15 protein-coding genes are annotated in these 18,045 nt (G+C 27.3%); 9 read left to right on the top strand and 6 right to left on the bottom strand.

Annotation, left to right across the window (positions count from 1 at the left end):
* The first annotated feature begins 740 nt into the window (after nucleotides 1-740).
* The 5 genes from CNEONATNEC86_RS11260 to CNEONATNEC86_RS11240 all read left to right on the top strand — a co-directional run bounded on the left by CNEONATNEC86_RS11260 (nucleotide 741) and on the right by CNEONATNEC86_RS11240 (nucleotide 6,770).
* Nucleotides 741-1,916 carry a class I SAM-dependent rRNA methyltransferase gene (locus tag CNEONATNEC86_RS11260; protein WP_159116297.1) on the top strand — a complete coding sequence of 392 codons (1,176 nt, stop codon included), beginning with the start codon at nucleotides 741-743 and terminating at the stop codon, nucleotides 1,914-1,916.
* A gap of 108 nt (nucleotides 1,917-2,024) precedes the next feature.
* Nucleotides 2,025-3,458: a cardiolipin synthase gene (gene cls / locus CNEONATNEC86_RS11255; protein ID WP_159116296.1), complete on the top strand. Its 1,434-nt coding sequence runs from the start codon at nucleotides 2,025-2,027 to the stop codon at nucleotides 3,456-3,458.
* A gap of 145 nt (nucleotides 3,459-3,603) precedes the next feature.
* Complete coding sequence (locus CNEONATNEC86_RS11250; RefSeq protein ID WP_058295215.1) at nucleotides 3,604-4,386, top strand: ABC transporter ATP-binding protein; 783 nt, start codon at nucleotides 3,604-3,606, stop codon at nucleotides 4,384-4,386.
* Between the two features lie 4 nt (nucleotides 4,387-4,390).
* A complete protein-coding gene (locus CNEONATNEC86_RS11245) occupies nucleotides 4,391-5,986 on the top strand; it encodes a hypothetical protein (protein ID WP_159136025.1) in 1,596 nt (531 codons plus the stop codon).
* A gap of 115 nt (nucleotides 5,987-6,101) precedes the next feature.
* A complete protein-coding gene (locus CNEONATNEC86_RS11240; RefSeq protein WP_058295217.1) occupies nucleotides 6,102-6,770 on the top strand; it encodes a hypothetical protein in 669 nt (222 codons plus the stop codon).
* A gap of 122 nt (nucleotides 6,771-6,892) precedes the next feature.
* On the opposite strand, the gene CNEONATNEC86_RS11235 is transcribed toward CNEONATNEC86_RS11240, so the two are convergent.
* Nucleotides 6,893-8,005: a DEAD/DEAH box helicase gene (locus CNEONATNEC86_RS11235; protein WP_159136024.1), complete on the bottom strand. Its 1,113-nt coding sequence runs from the start codon at nucleotides 8,003-8,005 to the stop codon at nucleotides 6,893-6,895.
* 359 nt (nucleotides 8,006-8,364) lie between these two features.
* Between CNEONATNEC86_RS11235 and CNEONATNEC86_RS11230 the strand changes: the two genes are divergently transcribed.
* From CNEONATNEC86_RS11230 to CNEONATNEC86_RS11215, 4 genes are all read left to right on the top strand, one after another.
* Nucleotides 8,365-9,177, top strand: a complete 813-nt coding sequence (locus tag CNEONATNEC86_RS11230; protein ID WP_159136023.1) for a dimethylarginine dimethylaminohydrolase family protein — start codon at nucleotides 8,365-8,367, stop codon at nucleotides 9,175-9,177.
* Nucleotides 9,178-9,305: 128 nt separating this feature from the next.
* Entirely contained in the window at nucleotides 9,306-10,121 is an 816-nt protein-coding gene (locus CNEONATNEC86_RS11225) for an alpha/beta fold hydrolase (protein ID WP_159136022.1), read from the top strand.
* Nucleotides 10,122-10,153: 32 nt separating this feature from the next.
* Entirely contained in the window at nucleotides 10,154-10,363 is a 210-nt protein-coding gene (locus CNEONATNEC86_RS22025) for a YdeI/OmpD-associated family protein (RefSeq protein WP_125150110.1), read from the top strand.
* A 110-nt stretch (nucleotides 10,364-10,473) separates the two neighbouring features.
* Nucleotides 10,474-12,663: an alpha-galactosidase gene (locus CNEONATNEC86_RS11215; protein WP_159136021.1), complete on the top strand. Its 2,190-nt coding sequence runs from the start codon at nucleotides 10,474-10,476 to the stop codon at nucleotides 12,661-12,663.
* A gap of 124 nt (nucleotides 12,664-12,787) precedes the next feature.
* Here CNEONATNEC86_RS11215 and CNEONATNEC86_RS11210 read toward each other — a convergent pair whose 3' ends face one another.
* The 5 genes from CNEONATNEC86_RS11210 to sufB all read right to left on the bottom strand — a co-directional run bounded on the left by CNEONATNEC86_RS11210 (nucleotide 12,788) and on the right by sufB (nucleotide 18,037).
* Nucleotides 12,788-13,642, bottom strand: coding sequence for an AraC family transcriptional regulator (locus CNEONATNEC86_RS11210; protein ID WP_159136020.1), 855 nt, complete (start codon nucleotides 13,640-13,642; stop codon nucleotides 12,788-12,790).
* 218 nt (nucleotides 13,643-13,860) lie between these two features.
* Nucleotides 13,861-14,289, bottom strand: coding sequence for a Fe-S cluster assembly sulfur transfer protein SufU (sufU, locus tag CNEONATNEC86_RS11205; protein ID WP_125150048.1), 429 nt, complete (start codon nucleotides 14,287-14,289; stop codon nucleotides 13,861-13,863).
* Nucleotides 14,290-14,295: 6 nt separating this feature from the next.
* Nucleotides 14,296-15,525 carry a cysteine desulfurase gene (locus tag CNEONATNEC86_RS11200; RefSeq protein WP_159136019.1) on the bottom strand — a complete coding sequence of 410 codons (1,230 nt, stop codon included), beginning with the start codon at nucleotides 15,523-15,525 and terminating at the stop codon, nucleotides 14,296-14,298.
* A complete protein-coding gene (sufD, locus tag CNEONATNEC86_RS11195) occupies nucleotides 15,518-16,618 on the bottom strand; it encodes a Fe-S cluster assembly protein SufD (RefSeq protein WP_159136018.1) in 1,101 nt (366 codons plus the stop codon). The genes CNEONATNEC86_RS11200 and sufD overlap by 8 nt, the downstream gene beginning before the upstream one ends.
* 9 nt (nucleotides 16,619-16,627) lie before the next feature.
* Nucleotides 16,628-18,037, bottom strand: a complete 1,410-nt coding sequence (gene sufB / locus CNEONATNEC86_RS11190) for a Fe-S cluster assembly protein SufB (RefSeq protein WP_058295226.1) — start codon at nucleotides 18,035-18,037, stop codon at nucleotides 16,628-16,630.
* Nucleotides 18,038-18,045 lie beyond the last annotated feature (8 nt).

The following is an 18,045-nucleotide window of genomic DNA, read 5'->3' as shown; positions in this document are numbered from 1 at the left end:
AGTTTAGAGTGAAATAACCGAAATAAAGCTCCCAAATTGGGCTCGCTTGCTACAAAAATGAAGCTAAAAATTTAAACATCAATGATTGTGCCCAAAACCGTTTGCTCCAATAACAAGTATTAGACAAACAATTTTGGAACAATCATTGATGTAAAAATTTTAAAGCTTCATTTTTGAAGGCAAGTCTCCGCCCAATATGAGAGCTTTATTTCTTTGTTTCATCTAAACTCAGAGTTTCAGCATTATTGTCGCTATACATAAATAAAATTTTATATTAATGAATAGTTATTTATATATGTTAACGATTTAAGAAATTAATATTTTATCATTTTTTAAAAGGTATAAATTTATAAATATAAGGATATATATTCTTAAGAATGTGCACTTATAAGGAAACCTATTCATCATTAGCTTAATAGGAGCTATACGGCTAAGTTCGTACCTCACCAAGCATTATATGCCAAAGAGCAGCTATGCTGCAATTCGGAACTTTTCTTATTTATTGGGGGATACAGGGAGATAAGTAGTTCCATAAATTATTACACGTGATTGAAAACTATATTTTTAGGCATAGAATATTCACTTAAATTTCCCTACAATCGAGACTATCATATATTGAATTTCGGTTGTTATCCACAAAACTCTGCTTTTACGTCCCTTATTTATGTTGTGATACATATTCGCAATGGCGATTTTTTGTGATATAATTTTTAAAGTTATAATTTGAAAGGAGCTTTTTAATGGCTAGCAAATTTTATTTACATGCAGGAAAAAATAAAAGAGTAGAACAAGGCAGACCTTGGGTTTATACTGATGAAATTAATGAATATGATGGTGAATATGAAAATGGAGACATAGTTGAAGTTTATAATCATAAAGGATATTTTTTAGGAAAAGGTTACATAAATGATCAAAGTAAGATAGCAATTAGAATAATGACTCGTAAAATAGACGAAGAAATAAATGAGGAATTCTTTAAAAATAGATTTAAAGATGCATTTGACTATAGGAGAACTGTAATTGATACATCTTCATGTAGATTTGTCTTTGGAGAAGCAGATTTTCTTCCTGGACTTACAATAGATAAATTTGAGGATTATTATGTAATTCAAATTTCAACACTTGGAATGGAGAAATATAAAGATATTGTTGTTAAAATACTAGTAGAGGAATATAATGCGAAAGGTATTTATGAAAGAAGTGACATTAAAACTCGAGAAATAGAAGGGTTAGAACAAAGAAAAGGCTTTTTAACAGAACCTTTTGACACAAATATTCAAATAGTCGAAAATGGTGTAAAGTATATAGTTGATTTAGAAAATGGTCAAAAAACTGGATTCTTCTTAGATCAAAAAGAAAATAGAGCAGCAATGCACAGAATTTGCAAGGGTAAAGATGTATTAGACTGTTTTACACATACAGGTTCATTTGCCTTAAATGCTGGAATTGCTGGTGCTAAAAGTGTACTTGGCATTGATGTTTCTCAGCATGCTATAGATTGTGCAAATGAAAATGCTAAGCTTAATAATCTGCAAGATATAGTTAGATTTGAATGTCATAATGCTTTTGATGTTTTAGGTGAATGGTCAAGAGAAGGAAGAGAATATGATGTAGTTATATTAGATCCTCCTGCATTTACTAAGTCAAGAAATACAATAAACCAAGCAATAAGAGGATATAAAGAAATAAATCTTCGTGGACTTAAGATGGTAAAAAAAGGCGGCTATTTCGCAACATGTTCATGTTCTCATTACATGAGTGAAGAGCAGCTTAAAAAAACTGTTTTAGAAGCAGCACATGATGCACGAAAAACATTAAGACAGGTAGAAATAAGAACTCAAAGCTCGGATCATCCAATTTTATGGAACTCAGATGAATCATATTACTTAAAGTTCTTTATATTCCAAGTATGCTAAGATGGTAAGTTTAAAAGTTGACCTAATATTTTTATATTAGGTCAACTTTCATTACATAATAAGAAGATAAAAGATAAAACTAAAATAGAGACAAGAGGTGATATATTTATGGAAAAATTTATTTTCAGCCTAATCATAGTATTGAATTTTTTTGCTATAATTTATATGGTATTTAAGGAAAAGCGCTCTGCAAACAGCATAATAGCGTGGACTTTATTTCTATATCTTACTCCTGTAGTTGGATTTATACTTTATATTCTGATTGGTAGAAAAATGGGAAAAACCAATATGTTTATAATAAAAGATCTTCATTATAAATTATATAAATCATACTTAAAAGAAAGCAGGCAGCAAATTGAACAAAAAAATGCTAATAATTCATTAAAAAATTATGATATGATAAGATTTTTAGCAGGAATGGATTATGCGCCTTATAGAGAAGATAATCAAATAGATTTATTTACGGATGGTAATGAATTCTTTAATGAGCTTTTAACATGCTTAGATAATGCTAAAAAGTGTATAAACATTGAATTTTACATATTTAAAAATGATGATATAGGAACAAAAATATTAAAAATACTTGACGAAAAAGCAAAAAGTGGAGTAGAAGTACGCTTATTGTATGATTCTGTAGGTAGTAAATCTTTAAATAAAAGAAGTTTAAATGATTTTATTAAGCATGGGGGTAAAGTGGGAGAGTTTTTTCCATCATGGCTTAGAATAATAAATTTAAATATGAACTTTAGAAATCATAGAAAAATTGTAGTAATAGATAATGAAATTGGATTTATTGGAGGGTTTAATGTTGGTGATGAATATTTAGGAAAAAATCCTAGATTTGGATATTGGAGAGATACTCATATTAAATTTACTGGTTCTTCTGTTAAGGATTTGAATTTGAGATTTTTCTCTGACTGGAGATATGCTACAAAAGAAAATGTTGATTATCTCTATGACTTAAAAAACGATAGTGAAAATCTAGGTAATACAGGTATGCAAATAGTTTCGAGTGGTCCTAATATAACAAATAAATATGAAATTAAACTGGGATATTTAAAAATGATACAAAAAGCTAAAAAATACATTTATATTCAATCTCCATATTTAATAATTGATAATAGTATATCTGATAGCTTAAAAATGGCATCACTATCTGGAGTAGATGTTAAAGTTATGATTCCAGGGAAAGGAGATCATCCATTTGTATATTGGGCCAATTTATCTTATGCTGGCGAACTTTTAAGTTCTGGTGTTAAAGTTTATCACTACGATAAAAATGCTTTTCTACATGCCAAGGCTGTAGTAATAGATGATGAGATTTGTTCGATAGGAACAGCTAATATGGATACAAGGAGCTTTGAATTAAATTTTGAGGTAAATGCTTTTATTTATTCAGATAAAATTGCAATAAAGCAAAGAAATGCATTTAATGAGGATTTATTAAAATCTAATGAATTAACTTTAACTGAATATAAAAATAGAAGTAATTATTCAAAAGTGAAAGAAGCATTTTCAAAATTATTTTCATCATTACTTTAGTGATATTTTAAATGTATGTGAAAAAGATCATCTTAAATTATGCTTAAAATGAATTTTTACTTATTGGTATATATTGTATTAATTTGTGTATAATGCTATATTGATTGAAGTATATTAAATGAGGATCTTTGGTGGAGGTATAAATATGAATGATAACATAGCTATTAGACTAAAAGATTTAAAAAAATCTTATGGAGCTAAAGAAGTTTTAAAAGGAATAAATCTAGATGTAGAAAAAGGACAAATAGTGGGTTATATAGGTCCAAATGGTGCAGGTAAAAGTACGACTGTAAAATTGATGCTTGGTTTAATTAATGAATATGATGGTACTATTGAGATTTTGGGTCAAGATATATTAAATAGTGGTATTGAATATAAAAGTAAGATAGGTTACGTACCTGAAACAGCTGATATATATGAAAGCTTAACTGCAAGGGAATATCTGAATTTTATAGGTGAGTTATATGGAATCAATGAGAAAGTTATTGAAAATAAATCACTGCAGTTAATGAAAATATTTAATATTGAAAATGTATATAATACAAGAATTTCATCATTTTCTAAAGGAATGAAACAAAAAGTGCTTATAATATCTAGTTTACTACACAATCCTGACATATTATTCTTAGATGAACCATTAAGTGGTTTAGATGCAAATAGCGTTATGGTTGTTAAAGAAATATTATCAATACTTGCAAAGCAAGGGAAAACTATATTTTACTCATCTCATATAATGGATGTTGTAGAAAAGATAAGTGATAGAATTATTCTAATTGCAGATGGAGAAATAAAAGCTGATGGAAGTTTTGATGAACTTAAAAATAAATCCAAAGAAGGATCATTAGAAGAAATTTTTAATAAAATAACTGGTTTCACTGAACATGAACAATTAGCAGAAGAATTCGTGAAAATAGTGCAAGGAGAATAAGATTATGGATAATTTTAAAATCTTGAATTTGTTAGATAAGTTCAAATGGATTTTTGAAAAAATGGATGTTAATTATACTATAATGAGAAAAATACTGCAAGTTAAATTAACTATGGATGGAAGGAGAGAATCTGTACTAACTCAAAATAACAAAAATACAGATGGAAATATATTTTTTAAAAGTTTATGGATTTATGCACTTTTAGGATTAATTTTAATTGCTTTGCTTTTTAGTGATAGCTCTTATTTCATACAAATGTCAACAATAAGCACTTTAATCATGTTTATGACAATGCTTTCTTTAATATCTGATTTTTCATATATACTTTTAGATGTAAGAGATAGAAATATGATACTAACAAAGCCGGTAAATGAAAAGACGCTTTCAATGGCAAAAGCACTTCATATTAGCTTTTATATTATTAGTATATCATTGGCTTTAATAGGACCATCATTAATAGCATCCTTGTTTATAAAAGGAGTGCTTTTCTTTATTATATATTTCATAGAAGTTATTTTAATAAATTTATTTTCAATTTCATTAACAGTTTTATTATATTTTTTTGTACTTAGATTTTTTGATGGTGAAAAATTAAAAGACATTATAAACTATTTTCAGATTGCCTTATCAATAGTAATGACAGTTGGATATCAATTATTTGGAAGAGTATTTAATTTAATTGATTTAGAAAAATCAATTAATATATCCTGGTATCATTATTTGATTCCATCCGCATGGTTTGCAGCACCATTTGAACTATTTTTAAATAATTCAAATAAATATATTTATCTAAGTTTAATGTCAATAATTATACCTATAATTTCTATTTGGATCTACATTAAATTGATGAAGTCATTTGAAGTAAATCTTCAGAAGCTAAATGGAGCTACAACAAATAGAAGATTAAAAAAGGGTTTTGTAGAAAAGTTAGGAAACATAGTTTGTAAAGATAAATATGAGAGAACATTTTATAAATTTGCAAACAATATAATGAAAAGTGAACGTGAAATAAAATTAAAACTATATCCTTCTATTGGTTTTTCTATAGCATTTCCAATTATAATGTTATTTGCTTTTATAGATGATTTTAGTAATATTTCTAATAGTAAATCTTATCTTACATTATATATGGCCATACCATATTTGACTATGAGTATATATATTCTAAAAACATCTGTTAATTATAAAGGAAGCTGGATATATAATTGTGCTCCAATAAAAAATAGCTATGTTCAACATAAAGGTACAATAAAAGCATTTATAATTAAATTTTTAGTGCCAATAATGTTACTAGATTGTATAGTCTATGTATTAATATATGGAGTAAAAATTCTTCCAGATGTAATATCAATTTTCATTGCTGCTATTTTATTTGTTATATATGTTTTTAAGGTAATGAATAAAGGATTCCTTTTTTCAAAATCAATAAAAGATATACAGAAAATAAGCGGGATAGTAGTATTTTTAATTATGTCAGCAATGGGATTAGTTTCTGCTATACATTATGCTTTCACTCTTTTAAAATTTGGTAGTATAATCTTCTTATTTGTTATATTAACTACAACAATAATATCATGGAAAGTTTCTTTTAATTATTAATTTGTTCTATAAATTTAATATTAATAATATATTTTAAGTAATATTAATATTAAATTTATAAGGGGAGATTACTATATACAATAAAGAAGCATTCAAAGATTTAGCTTTAATTGACTTGCTTAAAATTAATGATAACTTATGGAAAGAAAGTATAAAGGAATACAATGAAAGATATGCAGATAGATATATTAAAGATAAAATGATGTATAGAAAAATTCATTGTAAAATAGTTGCAGATTTAGCTAAAGATATGTTTAACAGTATATTTAGTTATTTAGATGAAATAGAAAGTAGAATATATTTAGAAAATGTATTATATCTTGGATGTCTTACACATGATATTAGAAAATTTGACAAAAAGCATGGTGCTTATGGAGCAAATTGGATTATGTCAAAACTTGCAGATAATGAATATTGCCAAAATAATAATATTCCAGTCTTTAGCATTGATATTTGTAATGATATCTGTATATTAATAAAATTCCATAAATCCAAAAATGTTGAGAAGTCTTTAATGAATGAACATAATCTTGAAAATTATATTATAAAAGAATATATGAAACCACTAATATTTCTTATAAGATTAGCTGATAAATTAAGTCATTTTGTGGTAGAAAGCAAATTTAAAGTTATTACCGAAAAAGATGTTAAAAAGAAAATTGATGAATTTTTAATCAAAACAAGTGATTATATGTTAGATGAAAATTTAACCAATGCAATAATAGAGCTTATTTTTTATGATTTTAAAGATATGTATTGTAATAAAAAAATAATGAATTTTTAGATTTTATTAATAAATCTGAAAAACTCTTAAATTTAAAAAAATCTATAATTTCTATGGATTTAATAGAAAAGTAAAAATTACAGTAAAAGATTATTTTTTATGATTTACTGTAATTTTATATTTTATCTAAATTCTATTATTCTTCTTTTTAATTTAAAGTTTAGCTTTTCTTCTATTTCACTTAAAATCCTTTCATTTTTAGGATCTATAAAAGTACATGCATATCCGTCATCGCCAGCTCTCCCTGTTCTTCCTACACGATGAATATAGGTTTCAGGTGTTTCCGGAATATCATAATTATAAATGTGTGTAACATTGCTTACATCAATTCCTCTTGAAGCAACATCTGTAGCAATTAAAAATTGAACATCACCTTTTCTAAAAGATCTCATAATTCTTTCGCGTTTATTTTGTGGAACATCACTATGTATTTTTTGAGCCTTAATACCTTTTGCACTTAACTTAACTTCAAGTTCATCAGCTCTGCGCTTAGTTCTGCAGAATATAATTGCTATAAATGGATTATCTTCATTAATAGCTTTTGCAAGGCAATCTGCTTTCCATCTATCAGTTGTTTCTACAACTTCTTGAGTTATAGTATCTACAGTTACATTTTCGTCTTTTATATCTATAAAAATTGGATCCGTCATATATCTATAAGCTAATTTTTTGACTTTTGAATCTATTGTAGCTGAGAAACAAAGAGTCTGATGCTTTTTTGATGAAACTCTCATAATCTCTTCAATTTCATTTTTAAATCCCATTAAAAGCATTTGATCTGCTTCATCAATAACAATAGTTTCTAATTTACCTAAATCAACAGTTTTTCTTTCTATGTGATCAAGTAATCTTCCAGGAGTTGCAACAATAATATGTATACTGTTTTTTAATTTTTTTAATTGTGAGCCTATATCTTTTCCACCATAAGCAGCTAAAATATTAATATCATCATTAACATTTAGTTTTTTTGCTTCATCGGTAATTTGAATCGCAAGTTCTCTTGTTGGAGAAAGTATAAGAATTTGAGTATTATTATTTTTTGAATTTATTTTTTGAAAAATTGGGATAAGAAAAGATAAAGTTTTACCAGTTCCAGTTTTTGCTTCTCCAATAATATCTTTGTTATTTAATATATATGGTATAGATTCACTTTGAATAGGTGTTGGAGTAGTTATACCATGTTTTTTTAATGTTAATATCAAATTTTCATTTATTCCTAAATCTTTAAAATTCATATTTTTTCCTTTCTGTTAAAATTTAAATATTTCTATTTTATTATAATTTTTTATATTTTTATAAGAAATCTAAATTTTATATAAAAATAACAAAAAGATAAGATATAAAAAAATATTTAAATATTATAAATCTATTCAATTAATTAGTATTTAACTGCATATTTGTAAATAATAAAGTAGAGCTTGGAAATCCGGCGAAAGACAAACCAAGCTCTACAAAAAAACTAGCACAAAAGTGCTAACTGCTAAATAAGAATAACATTAAAATCATAAAGAGTCAAGAATATATGAATATTAATATATGTGTTAGCAAAAAATACATATAAATATATGCGTGTATAACGAGGTGAATTACAATAATGAAAATCTACCAATGCAACCAGTACGACACATTAAAATCTTGTTTAGTCTGCTATCCAGTATATTTTGAGATAATAAATAAAAGTAATGAATACTATAAGAAAATTGATTATGAATTGCTTTTTAGTCAATATAATAATTTTTTAAATAATCTAACCCAAAATGATGTAAAGCTAAATTTTCTAGATTTGAATAAAAATAGTGCAAATCAGTTATTTACACAGGATATTGGTTTTGTAATAGATGATGTATTTTTTATAAGTAATATGAAAAAACAAGAAAGAAGTATAGAAACCATATATTTAATTAATTTTATAAAGAAGAATAATTTAAAATATTATAAAATGAAAAATAATATTGAAGGTGGAGATTTAATACATTATGATGATGTGTTATTTATTGGGATAAGTACAAGAACAACAATTGATGCAGCTCATGAACTTCAATCTGTGCTAAATGAAATGAGAAAAGATATAAAAGTTGTCCCAATTTATTTTGATAATAATATGATTCATTTAGATTGTGTATTTAATACATTAGAAAAAGATGCTGCAGTTATATCTCCATATGTATATGATAAAGATATAATAGAAAAATATATTCCAAAACTTTATGAAATATCTAAAACAGATGCAGATAATTTAGGAACAAATTTTGTATATTTAGGCCATAAAAAGTTACTTACCAGCAATAAAAATGTAGCACAAATGCTTAAAAATGAAGATTATGATGTTACATATATAGATTATAGTGAAATTGTTAAAAATGAAGGAAGTTTAGGCTGTTCAATTTTATATCTGTTAAGAGAATAATATTTTATAAATAATGTTTTCAATATATCACATAATCTTATAATACATATGCACTTCTTAAGTTTAAAATCACCAATTTATAAGTATATGAATAAAATATATAATGATAAATTTATTTGGAGAGCATTATGGGATATTATATTAAAGCAGAATCAAATGTTAAAATATATGTAGAAGACCTTAACGAAAATGGTACTGAAACAATCTTGTTTTTGCATGGCTGGCCAGGAGACCATAATTTATTTGAATATCAATTTGATTACTTTTCTAAAATGGGATATAGATGTATTGGACTTGATCAAAGAGGATTTGGTGAGTCAGATAAGCCGCTAAATGGATATGATTATGATACATTAAGTGATGATGTTAGATGCGTTATTGATCAGCTTCAATTAAAAAATGTTACTTTACTTGGACATTCAACTGGCGGTGCAATTGCCATTAGATATATGGCAAGACATGATGAATGTGGGATTTCAAAATTAGTACTTTGTGGAGCAGCGGCACCAAGTCTTATAAGACGTTCTTATTTTCACTATGGGTTAAAAGAAGAAGCAGTAAAAGAAATAATTAATGAAACATATATAGATAGACCAAAGATGCTTGCAAATTTTTCAAAAATGTTTTTTTATAAGCCCATAAGTAAACCATTTTCAGATTGGTTTTTAAACTTAGGACTTAAAGCAGCAGGGTGGTCAACAGCAGCTATAGCAAATACTTGGCTTGATGAAGAAAGTTTGTTTTTAGATATGAAAAAGATTAATGCTCCTACATTAATAATTCATGGTATACACGATAAAGTTTGCCTTTTCCATCTAGCAGAGCAACAAAAGAAATTAATTAAAAATTCTAAACTAGTTAAAATGCAAAATAGTGGACATGGATCATTTTATGATGAACGTGAAAAATTCAATAATGAAGTAAAATGCTTTATTGAGAGCTAATTGTAATAAATATATAATTATAACCATATTCAATAGAATCTATTAATAAAAATGAAGTTCTAGTTTTTTTAAAATATAGTGCTTCATTTTATTTTAATTTATATGAATTTTATAATGCATTATTATATTCTAATAGGCGTAAATATATTTACTGGATAGAAGATGCTAAAAAAGACGACATAAAACAAAAAAGAATTTCAGAAACAATAAAAAAATTAAAAAATAAAGGAAAGGTAAAATAGAAAACAACATTAGGCTATATAATTACGACAAATGGTCATATGCGTTTTACTTATAATGATATATAATAACATCATAAAAGAAAACGTTGTTATATATTTAGGAGGCAGAAATGGGAATTAGATTTAATGAGCAAAATAAATTATTTAATATTGAATCAAAAAATACAAGTTATATATTAAATGTATTAGAGACAGGACATATTGCACATTTATATTGGGGAAGAAAAATTAATTCTAATAAAATAGATTATTTAATTAAGAAAAGACAATGTGGAAGCTTTTTAGCAGATCTAGATAATATAGATGATTTTCATTTAGAAGCAGTTCCGCAAGAATATCCAAGCTATGGTAATCCTGATTTACGTTCACCAGCAATTCAAATAAAATTAAGTAATGGGACTACTGTTACAGATTTTAGGTATGATAGTCATAAGATATTTAAAGGCAAAAATAAGCTTCAAGGATTACCAGCAACTTATGTTGAAAATGATATTGAAGCAGAAACTTTAGAGATAACATTAAATGATAGTTTAGCAAATTTAAAATTAATATTATCATATACAGTTTTTGAAGAGTATGATGCCATAACAAGAAATGTTAAAGTTATAAACGACAGTAATGAAGAAATTGATATATTAAGAGTGTTAAGTGCAAACGTTGATTTTAATCATAGTGAATTTGATTTTATCCAATTATCAGGTGCATGGGCAAGGGAAAGACATATAGTTAGAACACCTTTAAGATCTGGAGGTCAATGTGTAGAAAGTAGAAGAGGGGCTAGTAGCCATGCTCAAAATCCATTTATGGCTTTGGTAAGTCATGAGGCAAACGAAGATGTTGGAGATGTTTATGGATTTAATTTAATTTATAGTGGTAACTTTTTAGCAAATGTAGAAGTTGATATGCACAATAACTCAAGAGCCCAAATTGGTATAAATCCATTTGACTTTACTTGGAATTTAGAATCAAAACAAGAGTTCCAGACTCCTGAAGTTGTTATGGTATATTCACCTAATGGATTGACTGGAATGTCTCATATATACCATGATTTATATAGAGAAAGGCTTGCAAGAGGATCATATAGAGATAAAGAGAGACCAATACTTATAAACAATTGGGAAGCAACATACTTTGATTTTGATAATGAAAAAATTAAAGAAATAGCTAAAGAAGCTAGTGATCTTGGAATTGAATTATTTGTATTAGATGATGGCTGGTTTGGTGAAAGAAATAGCGATGATTCTTCACTTGGGGACTGGTTTGTAAATGAAAATAAAATTAAATGTGGATTAAATTCACTAGTAAAAGACATAAATGATCTAGGCATGAAATTTGGATTATGGTTTGAACCGGAAATGATTTCGCCCAATAGCAATCTTTATAGAGAGCATCCAGACTGGTGTATTCATATTGAAAATAGAACAAGATCACTTGCAAGAAAGCAGCTTGTATTAGATTTATCTAGAGATGAAGTTTGTGATGCTGTAATAAAAATGATCACAGATGTATTAAAATCTGCACCTATATCTTATGTAAAGTGGGATATGAACAGAAATATAACTGAACTTGGATCACCTGCATGGCCACCTAAAAAACAAAAGGAACTTGCACATAGATATATGTTAGGTTTATATAAAATATTAGAAAACATAACTTCAAACTTCCCTGACATTTTATTTGAAAGCTGCTCTGGAGGTGGTGGGAGATTTGATGGGGGAATGCTTTATTACATGCCACAAACTTGGACTAGTGACGATACTGATGCTATAGAAAGATTAAAAATTCAAGAGGGAACTTCATTAGTATATCCTAGTATATCAATGGGAAGCCATGTTTCAGCAGTACCAAATCACCAAGTCAATAGAATTACTCCACTTAGTACGAGAGGTATTGTAGCTATGGCAGGTAGTTTTGGGTACGAATTAGATGTAACAAAAATGACAGATATAGAAAAAGAAGAAGTTAAAAAACAAATCGAATTATATAAATCTATTAGAAAAGTAGTTCAATTTGGAGATCTTTACAGATTAAAAAGTCCATTTAAAAGTAATGAAGTATCATGGATGACTTTATCAAAAGATAAGGAATTTGCAATTGTAAGTTATGTAAAACAATATTCAGAAGTAAATAAAATACCTGGAAGATTAAAACTTAAAGCCTTAGATGAAAATTCATTATACGAAATAATTGAAACTAAAGAAGTGTTTGGTGGAGATGAACTTATGTATATTGGACTTGAAATTGGAGAACTTATTGGAGATTATGTGTCTAAGATGTGGACTTTAAAGAAGTGTAAATAATATGTAGAGAATTATATGGCCGAGATAATTTAAAAATTATTAATATTAAAATACAAGGATAAAATTTTAAGTGCTCCATGAGAGTTATTCATAGGGCACTCATTTTTTATAAATACTTCTCTTATTAATCCAAAAGTAAGTATTGTTTTGTACATCCTTTTTTATTAAGCCTATATTCTTTAGGGCTTATGCCTTTTACTTTCCTAAAAGCTTTTGAAAATGATAATGGATCAGTATATCCACAAGAGTAAGCTATATTTCCTATAGGCAGGTCTGTATCATATAGTAGGTCAGCTGCTTTTGTTATTCTAAATTCCATTAAAAATTTCTGAGGTGGCATTTTAAGATACTTTTGAAAAATAGAAGTTAGATAGCTTCTATTTAAACATGTATATTCCGCAATATCACGTACTTTTATTGGTCTATAATAATTATCTTGAATAAATTCTATTGCTTTATTTACATAATTATTAGAAATTGAATCATCATCTGAAAGGGTGCTTTTGATATTGTTAGACAACCTAGAGAAAAATAAATATAAAAGTCCTTCTATTTTAAATGAATCAGCATCTGTACTTTTATGATGTTTAAGCATTTCCATAACATATTCTTTCAACAAATCCGCTTCATCACATTTAAATATAAGATTTTCTTCATCTAATCCTATACATTTTAAATATGTTTTAACTTTATTTCCATCTATGCCAATCCAAAGGTAAGTCCAAGGTTCTTCTTCATCAGCCTCATAAAACGTAATAACATTTGGATTGATTAAAAATCCTTCATTTTTTGTAACTGTATATTTTTTATTGTTAGCATAATAATAACCTTTTCCATCTAAAACATAATGCAATAAATAGTTAGGTCTAATAGCTGGACCAAATGAATGTAGTGGAGTACATTTCTCAAATCCACAATAGCAAAGGTACATATCATTAAAATTTCTATTAGTATTCTCTAAATAATAAACATCTAGCATATAAAAACTCCTATTTATATAAAAATATATAATCACATAACTATTATTTATTATTTTAAAGAAATATTATATACAATTCAATAATTTTAACTATGAAAATTAGTAATTAAAAGAAATGCTTTTAGAAAATTAGGCGTTTTCCCAATTAGAGTCAATACAAAAAGTATAAAAATAAAGATTACTTTTTTGTAATCCTTATTTTTAATTAAATATTATTTTTATTCTTTGTTTAAAGCTTCTTGTATTGTATGCCAAGCAAGAACTGCACATTTTACTCTAGCTGGCATATTAGATATATTTTTAAAAGCCATAGCATCTTCTAATGAATATAATTCTTCATCATCTGTTATTTCTCTTTTAATCATTCCAATAAAAGTTTCAGTAAGCTTTAACGCTTCTTTTATTGTTTTTCCCTTTATTAAATCTATCATAATTGATGTAGAAGCTTGTGATATGGCACATCCTTGGCCTGTAAAAGCTAAATCTTCAATTACATCATTATTTAATTTAAGCTCTAATGTTATTTCATCTCCACAACTTGGATTGTGTCCTTTTTCATAAACATCGGCATGATCTAGTTTTCTTTTATTATGCTTTGAAGTGCTGTGCTCCATAATTAATTCTGTATAAATTGAATTTAAGTCCATTAAGTATTACCTCCATTTATAAAACATTTCATAAGTTTTTTTAGCAGCCTCAACTAATTTATCTACATCTTCTTTAGTATTATAGAAATAGAAGCTAGCTCTGCACGTTGCATTGATATCCATAAATCTCATTAATGGCTGAGCACAGTGATGACCTGATCTAATTGCAACATTTAAACTGTCAAAAACAGAAGATACATCGTGAGGATGAACGCCTTCAATATTAAAAGAAATTATACCGCCTCTATGTTCTAGGTTTTTAGGACCATATATTGTTACATATGGAAGTTTATCAAGCTTATCTATGGCATAAATAAGAAGGTCTTTTTCTATTTTATCTATTTTTTCTATTCCGATTTCATTTATATAATCAATAGCGGCACCAAGTCCTACAGCACCTTCTACATTTTGAGTTCCTCCTTCAAACTTAGAAGGCAGTTCAGCAAATGTAGCACTTTGTTCATAAACATATTCTATCATATCTCCGCCAACTATATATGGAATCATGTGGGAGAGTAGTTCTTCCTTACCGTATACAACACCAATTCCCATTGGGCCTAATAGTTTATGACCTGAAAATACTAAAAAATCTGCATCTAATTCTCTTACACTTACTTTCATATGAGGGACACTTTGAGATCCGTCAACTATAACTTTAGCACCCATAGAATGTGCATAATCGATAATTTCTTTAACAGGGTTTATTGTTCCAAGTGCATTTGACACATGAGTTATACTTACAAGCTTAGTTTTTTCTGTTATTTTATTTTTGATTTCATCTTCTGGGATTTCACCATCATCATTTAAATACATATATTTTAAAGTGGCTTTTTTAGCTTTTGCTACAATTTGCCATGGAATAAGGTTTGAGTGATGTTCTGCAATTGAAATTACAATTTCATCACCTTCATTAATATTCTCCATTCCATAAGAGTAGGAGAGAAGATTAAATCCTTCTGTGGCATTTTTAGTAAATATAATCTCTTTCGAAGATTCTGCATCTATGAACTTTCTAACCTTTTCCCTAGACTCATCATATGCTTTAGTAGCTTCAATGCTAAGCTTGTAAGCACCTCTATGAGGATTAGCATTAATATTTTTATAATAATTTTTAATAGCTTTAATAACTTGTTTTGGTTTTTGTGTAGTAGCAGCATTATCTAAATATACTAATCTTTGGCCATTTTCATGTGATTTCAATATTGGGAAGTCTTCTAAAAAATTAATATTATTCATTTTTTAAACCTCTATTTAGCTTTTCTAATATTTCGTTTATAGTATTTTCATCATCTATGGCATCTATTATAGGATTGAATGCTGCTCTTACAATTACAATTTTTGCATCTTCGTATGTTAGACCTCTAGACATTAAATAAAATAGCTTGCTTTCGTCAATTTTTCCTGAAGATGCCGAATGCTCACCAGAAACATCATCTTCTGAACAAAGTAAAACTGGCATTGCTTTTGCCTTCGCATTCTTTGAAAGAAGCATACAATATTCATCTTCTGCACCAACACTTTTTGATGCACCTTGCTTAAAATCTAATGTTCCTTTAAATGATTTTTTTGCTTTATCCTGAAGTGCTCCTTTAACATTAATATTTGATTTACTTGCTATTCCTTTAAGAGTTACAATATAATTTATATCTATAAGGCTGTTTTTACTTCCGAGATATATTGAGTCTATGTTTGATGAGGAATTTTCACCTTTTAAGTCACCATGATAATTATAAACTCTATACTCACCGCCAAGATCTGTATTTATAAAGTGCACTTTTCCTGACTCTTCAACATCTGCCACATTAGAATCTATGTGGATTATATTATCATTTAATAAATTTACTTTTGTAAGTTTAATATTACTGTTTTTCTTTGAATATATTGTACATATTCCATTATGATATCCTTTTGAATCGTCTAATGATCTATATTTGATTATAATTGAAGCTTTTGAATTTTCTTCACCAACAACTATTATGTTATCAACTAAGGTACTATTATCCTTATTAAATCCAAAATCAATAATTATTGGTTCATTTATAGCTGAATTTTTTTCTATTGTAATTAAATAACCTGCATTAAACTCTTTTTGGCCTTGTTTTATAAGTTCTTCACTTGCTCCATAGACAAATTCTTTATAAAGAGGAGAGACAGTTTTATTTTCCAGCTTTTGAATATGAACTCCCTTTATATTAGTTGCAAATCCTATATTATTAAATTCTTTAATTTCTCCAATATTTAATTCTCCAAGGCTTACATCATTAATATTAAGCCATTTTTTTGTTCTTACTGGAGTTTTATTTAAATTATTAAAATTTATAGCTTTCATTTATCTCACCTACCCAATACTTCCTTCTAATTCTATGTTTATTAAATTATTCATCTCAACTGCATATTCTAGTGGCAGTTCTTTTGATATTGGTTCAACAAAACCTCTTACGATCATTGATTTAGCTTCATCCTCGCTTATTCCTCTAGTCATTAAATAGAAAATAGATTCATCGCTTATCTTTCCAATTTTAGCTTCGTGTCCAATTTCAACATCATCATTTAATAAATCTATAACAGGAATAGTATCAGACTTTGATTTATTATCTAACATTAAGGATTCACAAGATACCATAGATTTTGAGTTGTAAGCATTTGAATTTACTTTTAACACCCCTCTATAAGTAGCTTTACCACCATTTCTTGAAATTGATTTTGAATTAATTGTTGATGAAGTATTTGGTGCAGCATGAATTACTTTTGCACCTGTATCTAAATTTTGACCTTTACCAGCAAATGACACACCTGTAAATTCTGCTCTAGCACCTTCACCTTTTAATATACTCATTGGATATAACATTGATATTTGAGAACCAAATGATCCTGATACCCATTCAATAGTACCATTCTTTTCAACTATTGCTCTCTTAGTATTTAAATTAAGCATATTCTTTGACCAGTTTTCAATAGTGCTGTATCTTAGAGTAGCACCTTCTTTAACATAAAGTTCAACGCATCCTGCATGAAGGTTTGTTACACTATATTTTGGAGCTGAACATCCTTCTATAAAATGTAATTTTGCGCCTTCATCAACGATTATCAATGTATGTTCAAATTGTCCTGCACCAGGAGAGTTTAATCTAAAGTATGATTGAAGTGGTATGTCTACATTAACACCCTTAGGAACATATACAAATGACCCACCTGACCATACAGCTCCGTGAAGTGCAACAAATTTATGATCAGAAGGGGAGACACATTTCATAAAATACTGCTTAACTAAATCTTCATGCTCTCTAACTGCAGTTTCCATATCAGTATAAATAACACCTTGCTTAACTAAATCTTCTTTTATGCTATGATAAACTACTTCTGAATCATATTGAGCACCCACACCTGCAAGTGATTTTTTTTCAGCTTCTGGAATACCTAAAAGATCAAAAGTCTTCTTTATGTCTTCAGGAACTTCGTTCCAAGAACCAACCAAATTACTCTTTGGACGAACATAAGTAACAATATTATCCATGTCCAATGAGTCTAAAGATGGACCCCATGATGGAAGTTTTAATTTATTATAAATTTCTAAAGACTTCAATCTAAAATCTTTCATCCATTTTGCTTCATTTTTTTCTTCTGAAATAGTTTCTATGATTTCTTTAGTAAGTCCTTTATCAGATTTAAAACTAAAGTTATCTTCGTTTTTTACATCGTATATACCTCTGTCCATTTCCTCAATGACAGTTTTTTTCTTATTTTCCATCTAAATTC

This window comes from Clostridium neonatale, assembly GCF_900465025.1.
GTDB classification, from domain to species: domain Bacteria; phylum Bacillota; class Clostridia; order Clostridiales; family Clostridiaceae; genus Clostridium; species Clostridium neonatale.
The sequence above is the reverse complement of the archived record's forward strand: the minus strand, read 5'-3'. Positions and strand labels throughout refer to the sequence as shown.

Coding starts and splice junctions, on each gene's coding strand:
- CNEONATNEC86_RS11260 (WP_159116297.1), top strand. CDS start 741: ATGGCTAGCAAATTTTATTTACATGCAGGAAAAAATAAAAGAGTAGAA.
- cls (WP_159116296.1), top strand. CDS start 2,025: ATGGAAAAATTTATTTTCAGCCTAATCATAGTATTGAATTTTTTTGCT.
- CNEONATNEC86_RS11250 (WP_058295215.1), top strand. CDS start 3,604: ATGAATGATAACATAGCTATTAGACTAAAAGATTTAAAAAAATCTTAT.
- CNEONATNEC86_RS11245 (WP_159136025.1), top strand. CDS start 4,391: ATGGATAATTTTAAAATCTTGAATTTGTTAGATAAGTTCAAATGGATT.
- CNEONATNEC86_RS11235 (WP_159136024.1), bottom strand. CDS start 8,005: ATGAATTTTAAAGATTTAGGAATAAATGAAAATTTGATATTAACATTA.
- CNEONATNEC86_RS11230 (WP_159136023.1), top strand. CDS start 8,365: ATGAAAATCTACCAATGCAACCAGTACGACACATTAAAATCTTGTTTA.
- CNEONATNEC86_RS11225 (WP_159136022.1), top strand. CDS start 9,306: ATGGGATATTATATTAAAGCAGAATCAAATGTTAAAATATATGTAGAA.
- CNEONATNEC86_RS11215 (WP_159136021.1), top strand. CDS start 10,474: ATGGGAATTAGATTTAATGAGCAAAATAAATTATTTAATATTGAATCA.
- CNEONATNEC86_RS11210 (WP_159136020.1), bottom strand. CDS start 13,642: ATGCTAGATGTTTATTATTTAGAGAATACTAATAGAAATTTTAATGAT.
- sufU (WP_125150048.1), bottom strand. CDS start 14,289: ATGGACTTAAATTCAATTTATACAGAATTAATTATGGAGCACAGCACT.
- CNEONATNEC86_RS11200 (WP_159136019.1), bottom strand. CDS start 15,525: ATGAATAATATTAATTTTTTAGAAGACTTCCCAATATTGAAATCACAT.
- sufD (WP_159136018.1), bottom strand. CDS start 16,618: ATGAAAGCTATAAATTTTAATAATTTAAATAAAACTCCAGTAAGAACA.
- sufB (WP_058295226.1), bottom strand. CDS start 18,037: ATGGAAAATAAGAAAAAAACTGTCATTGAGGAAATGGACAGAGGTATA.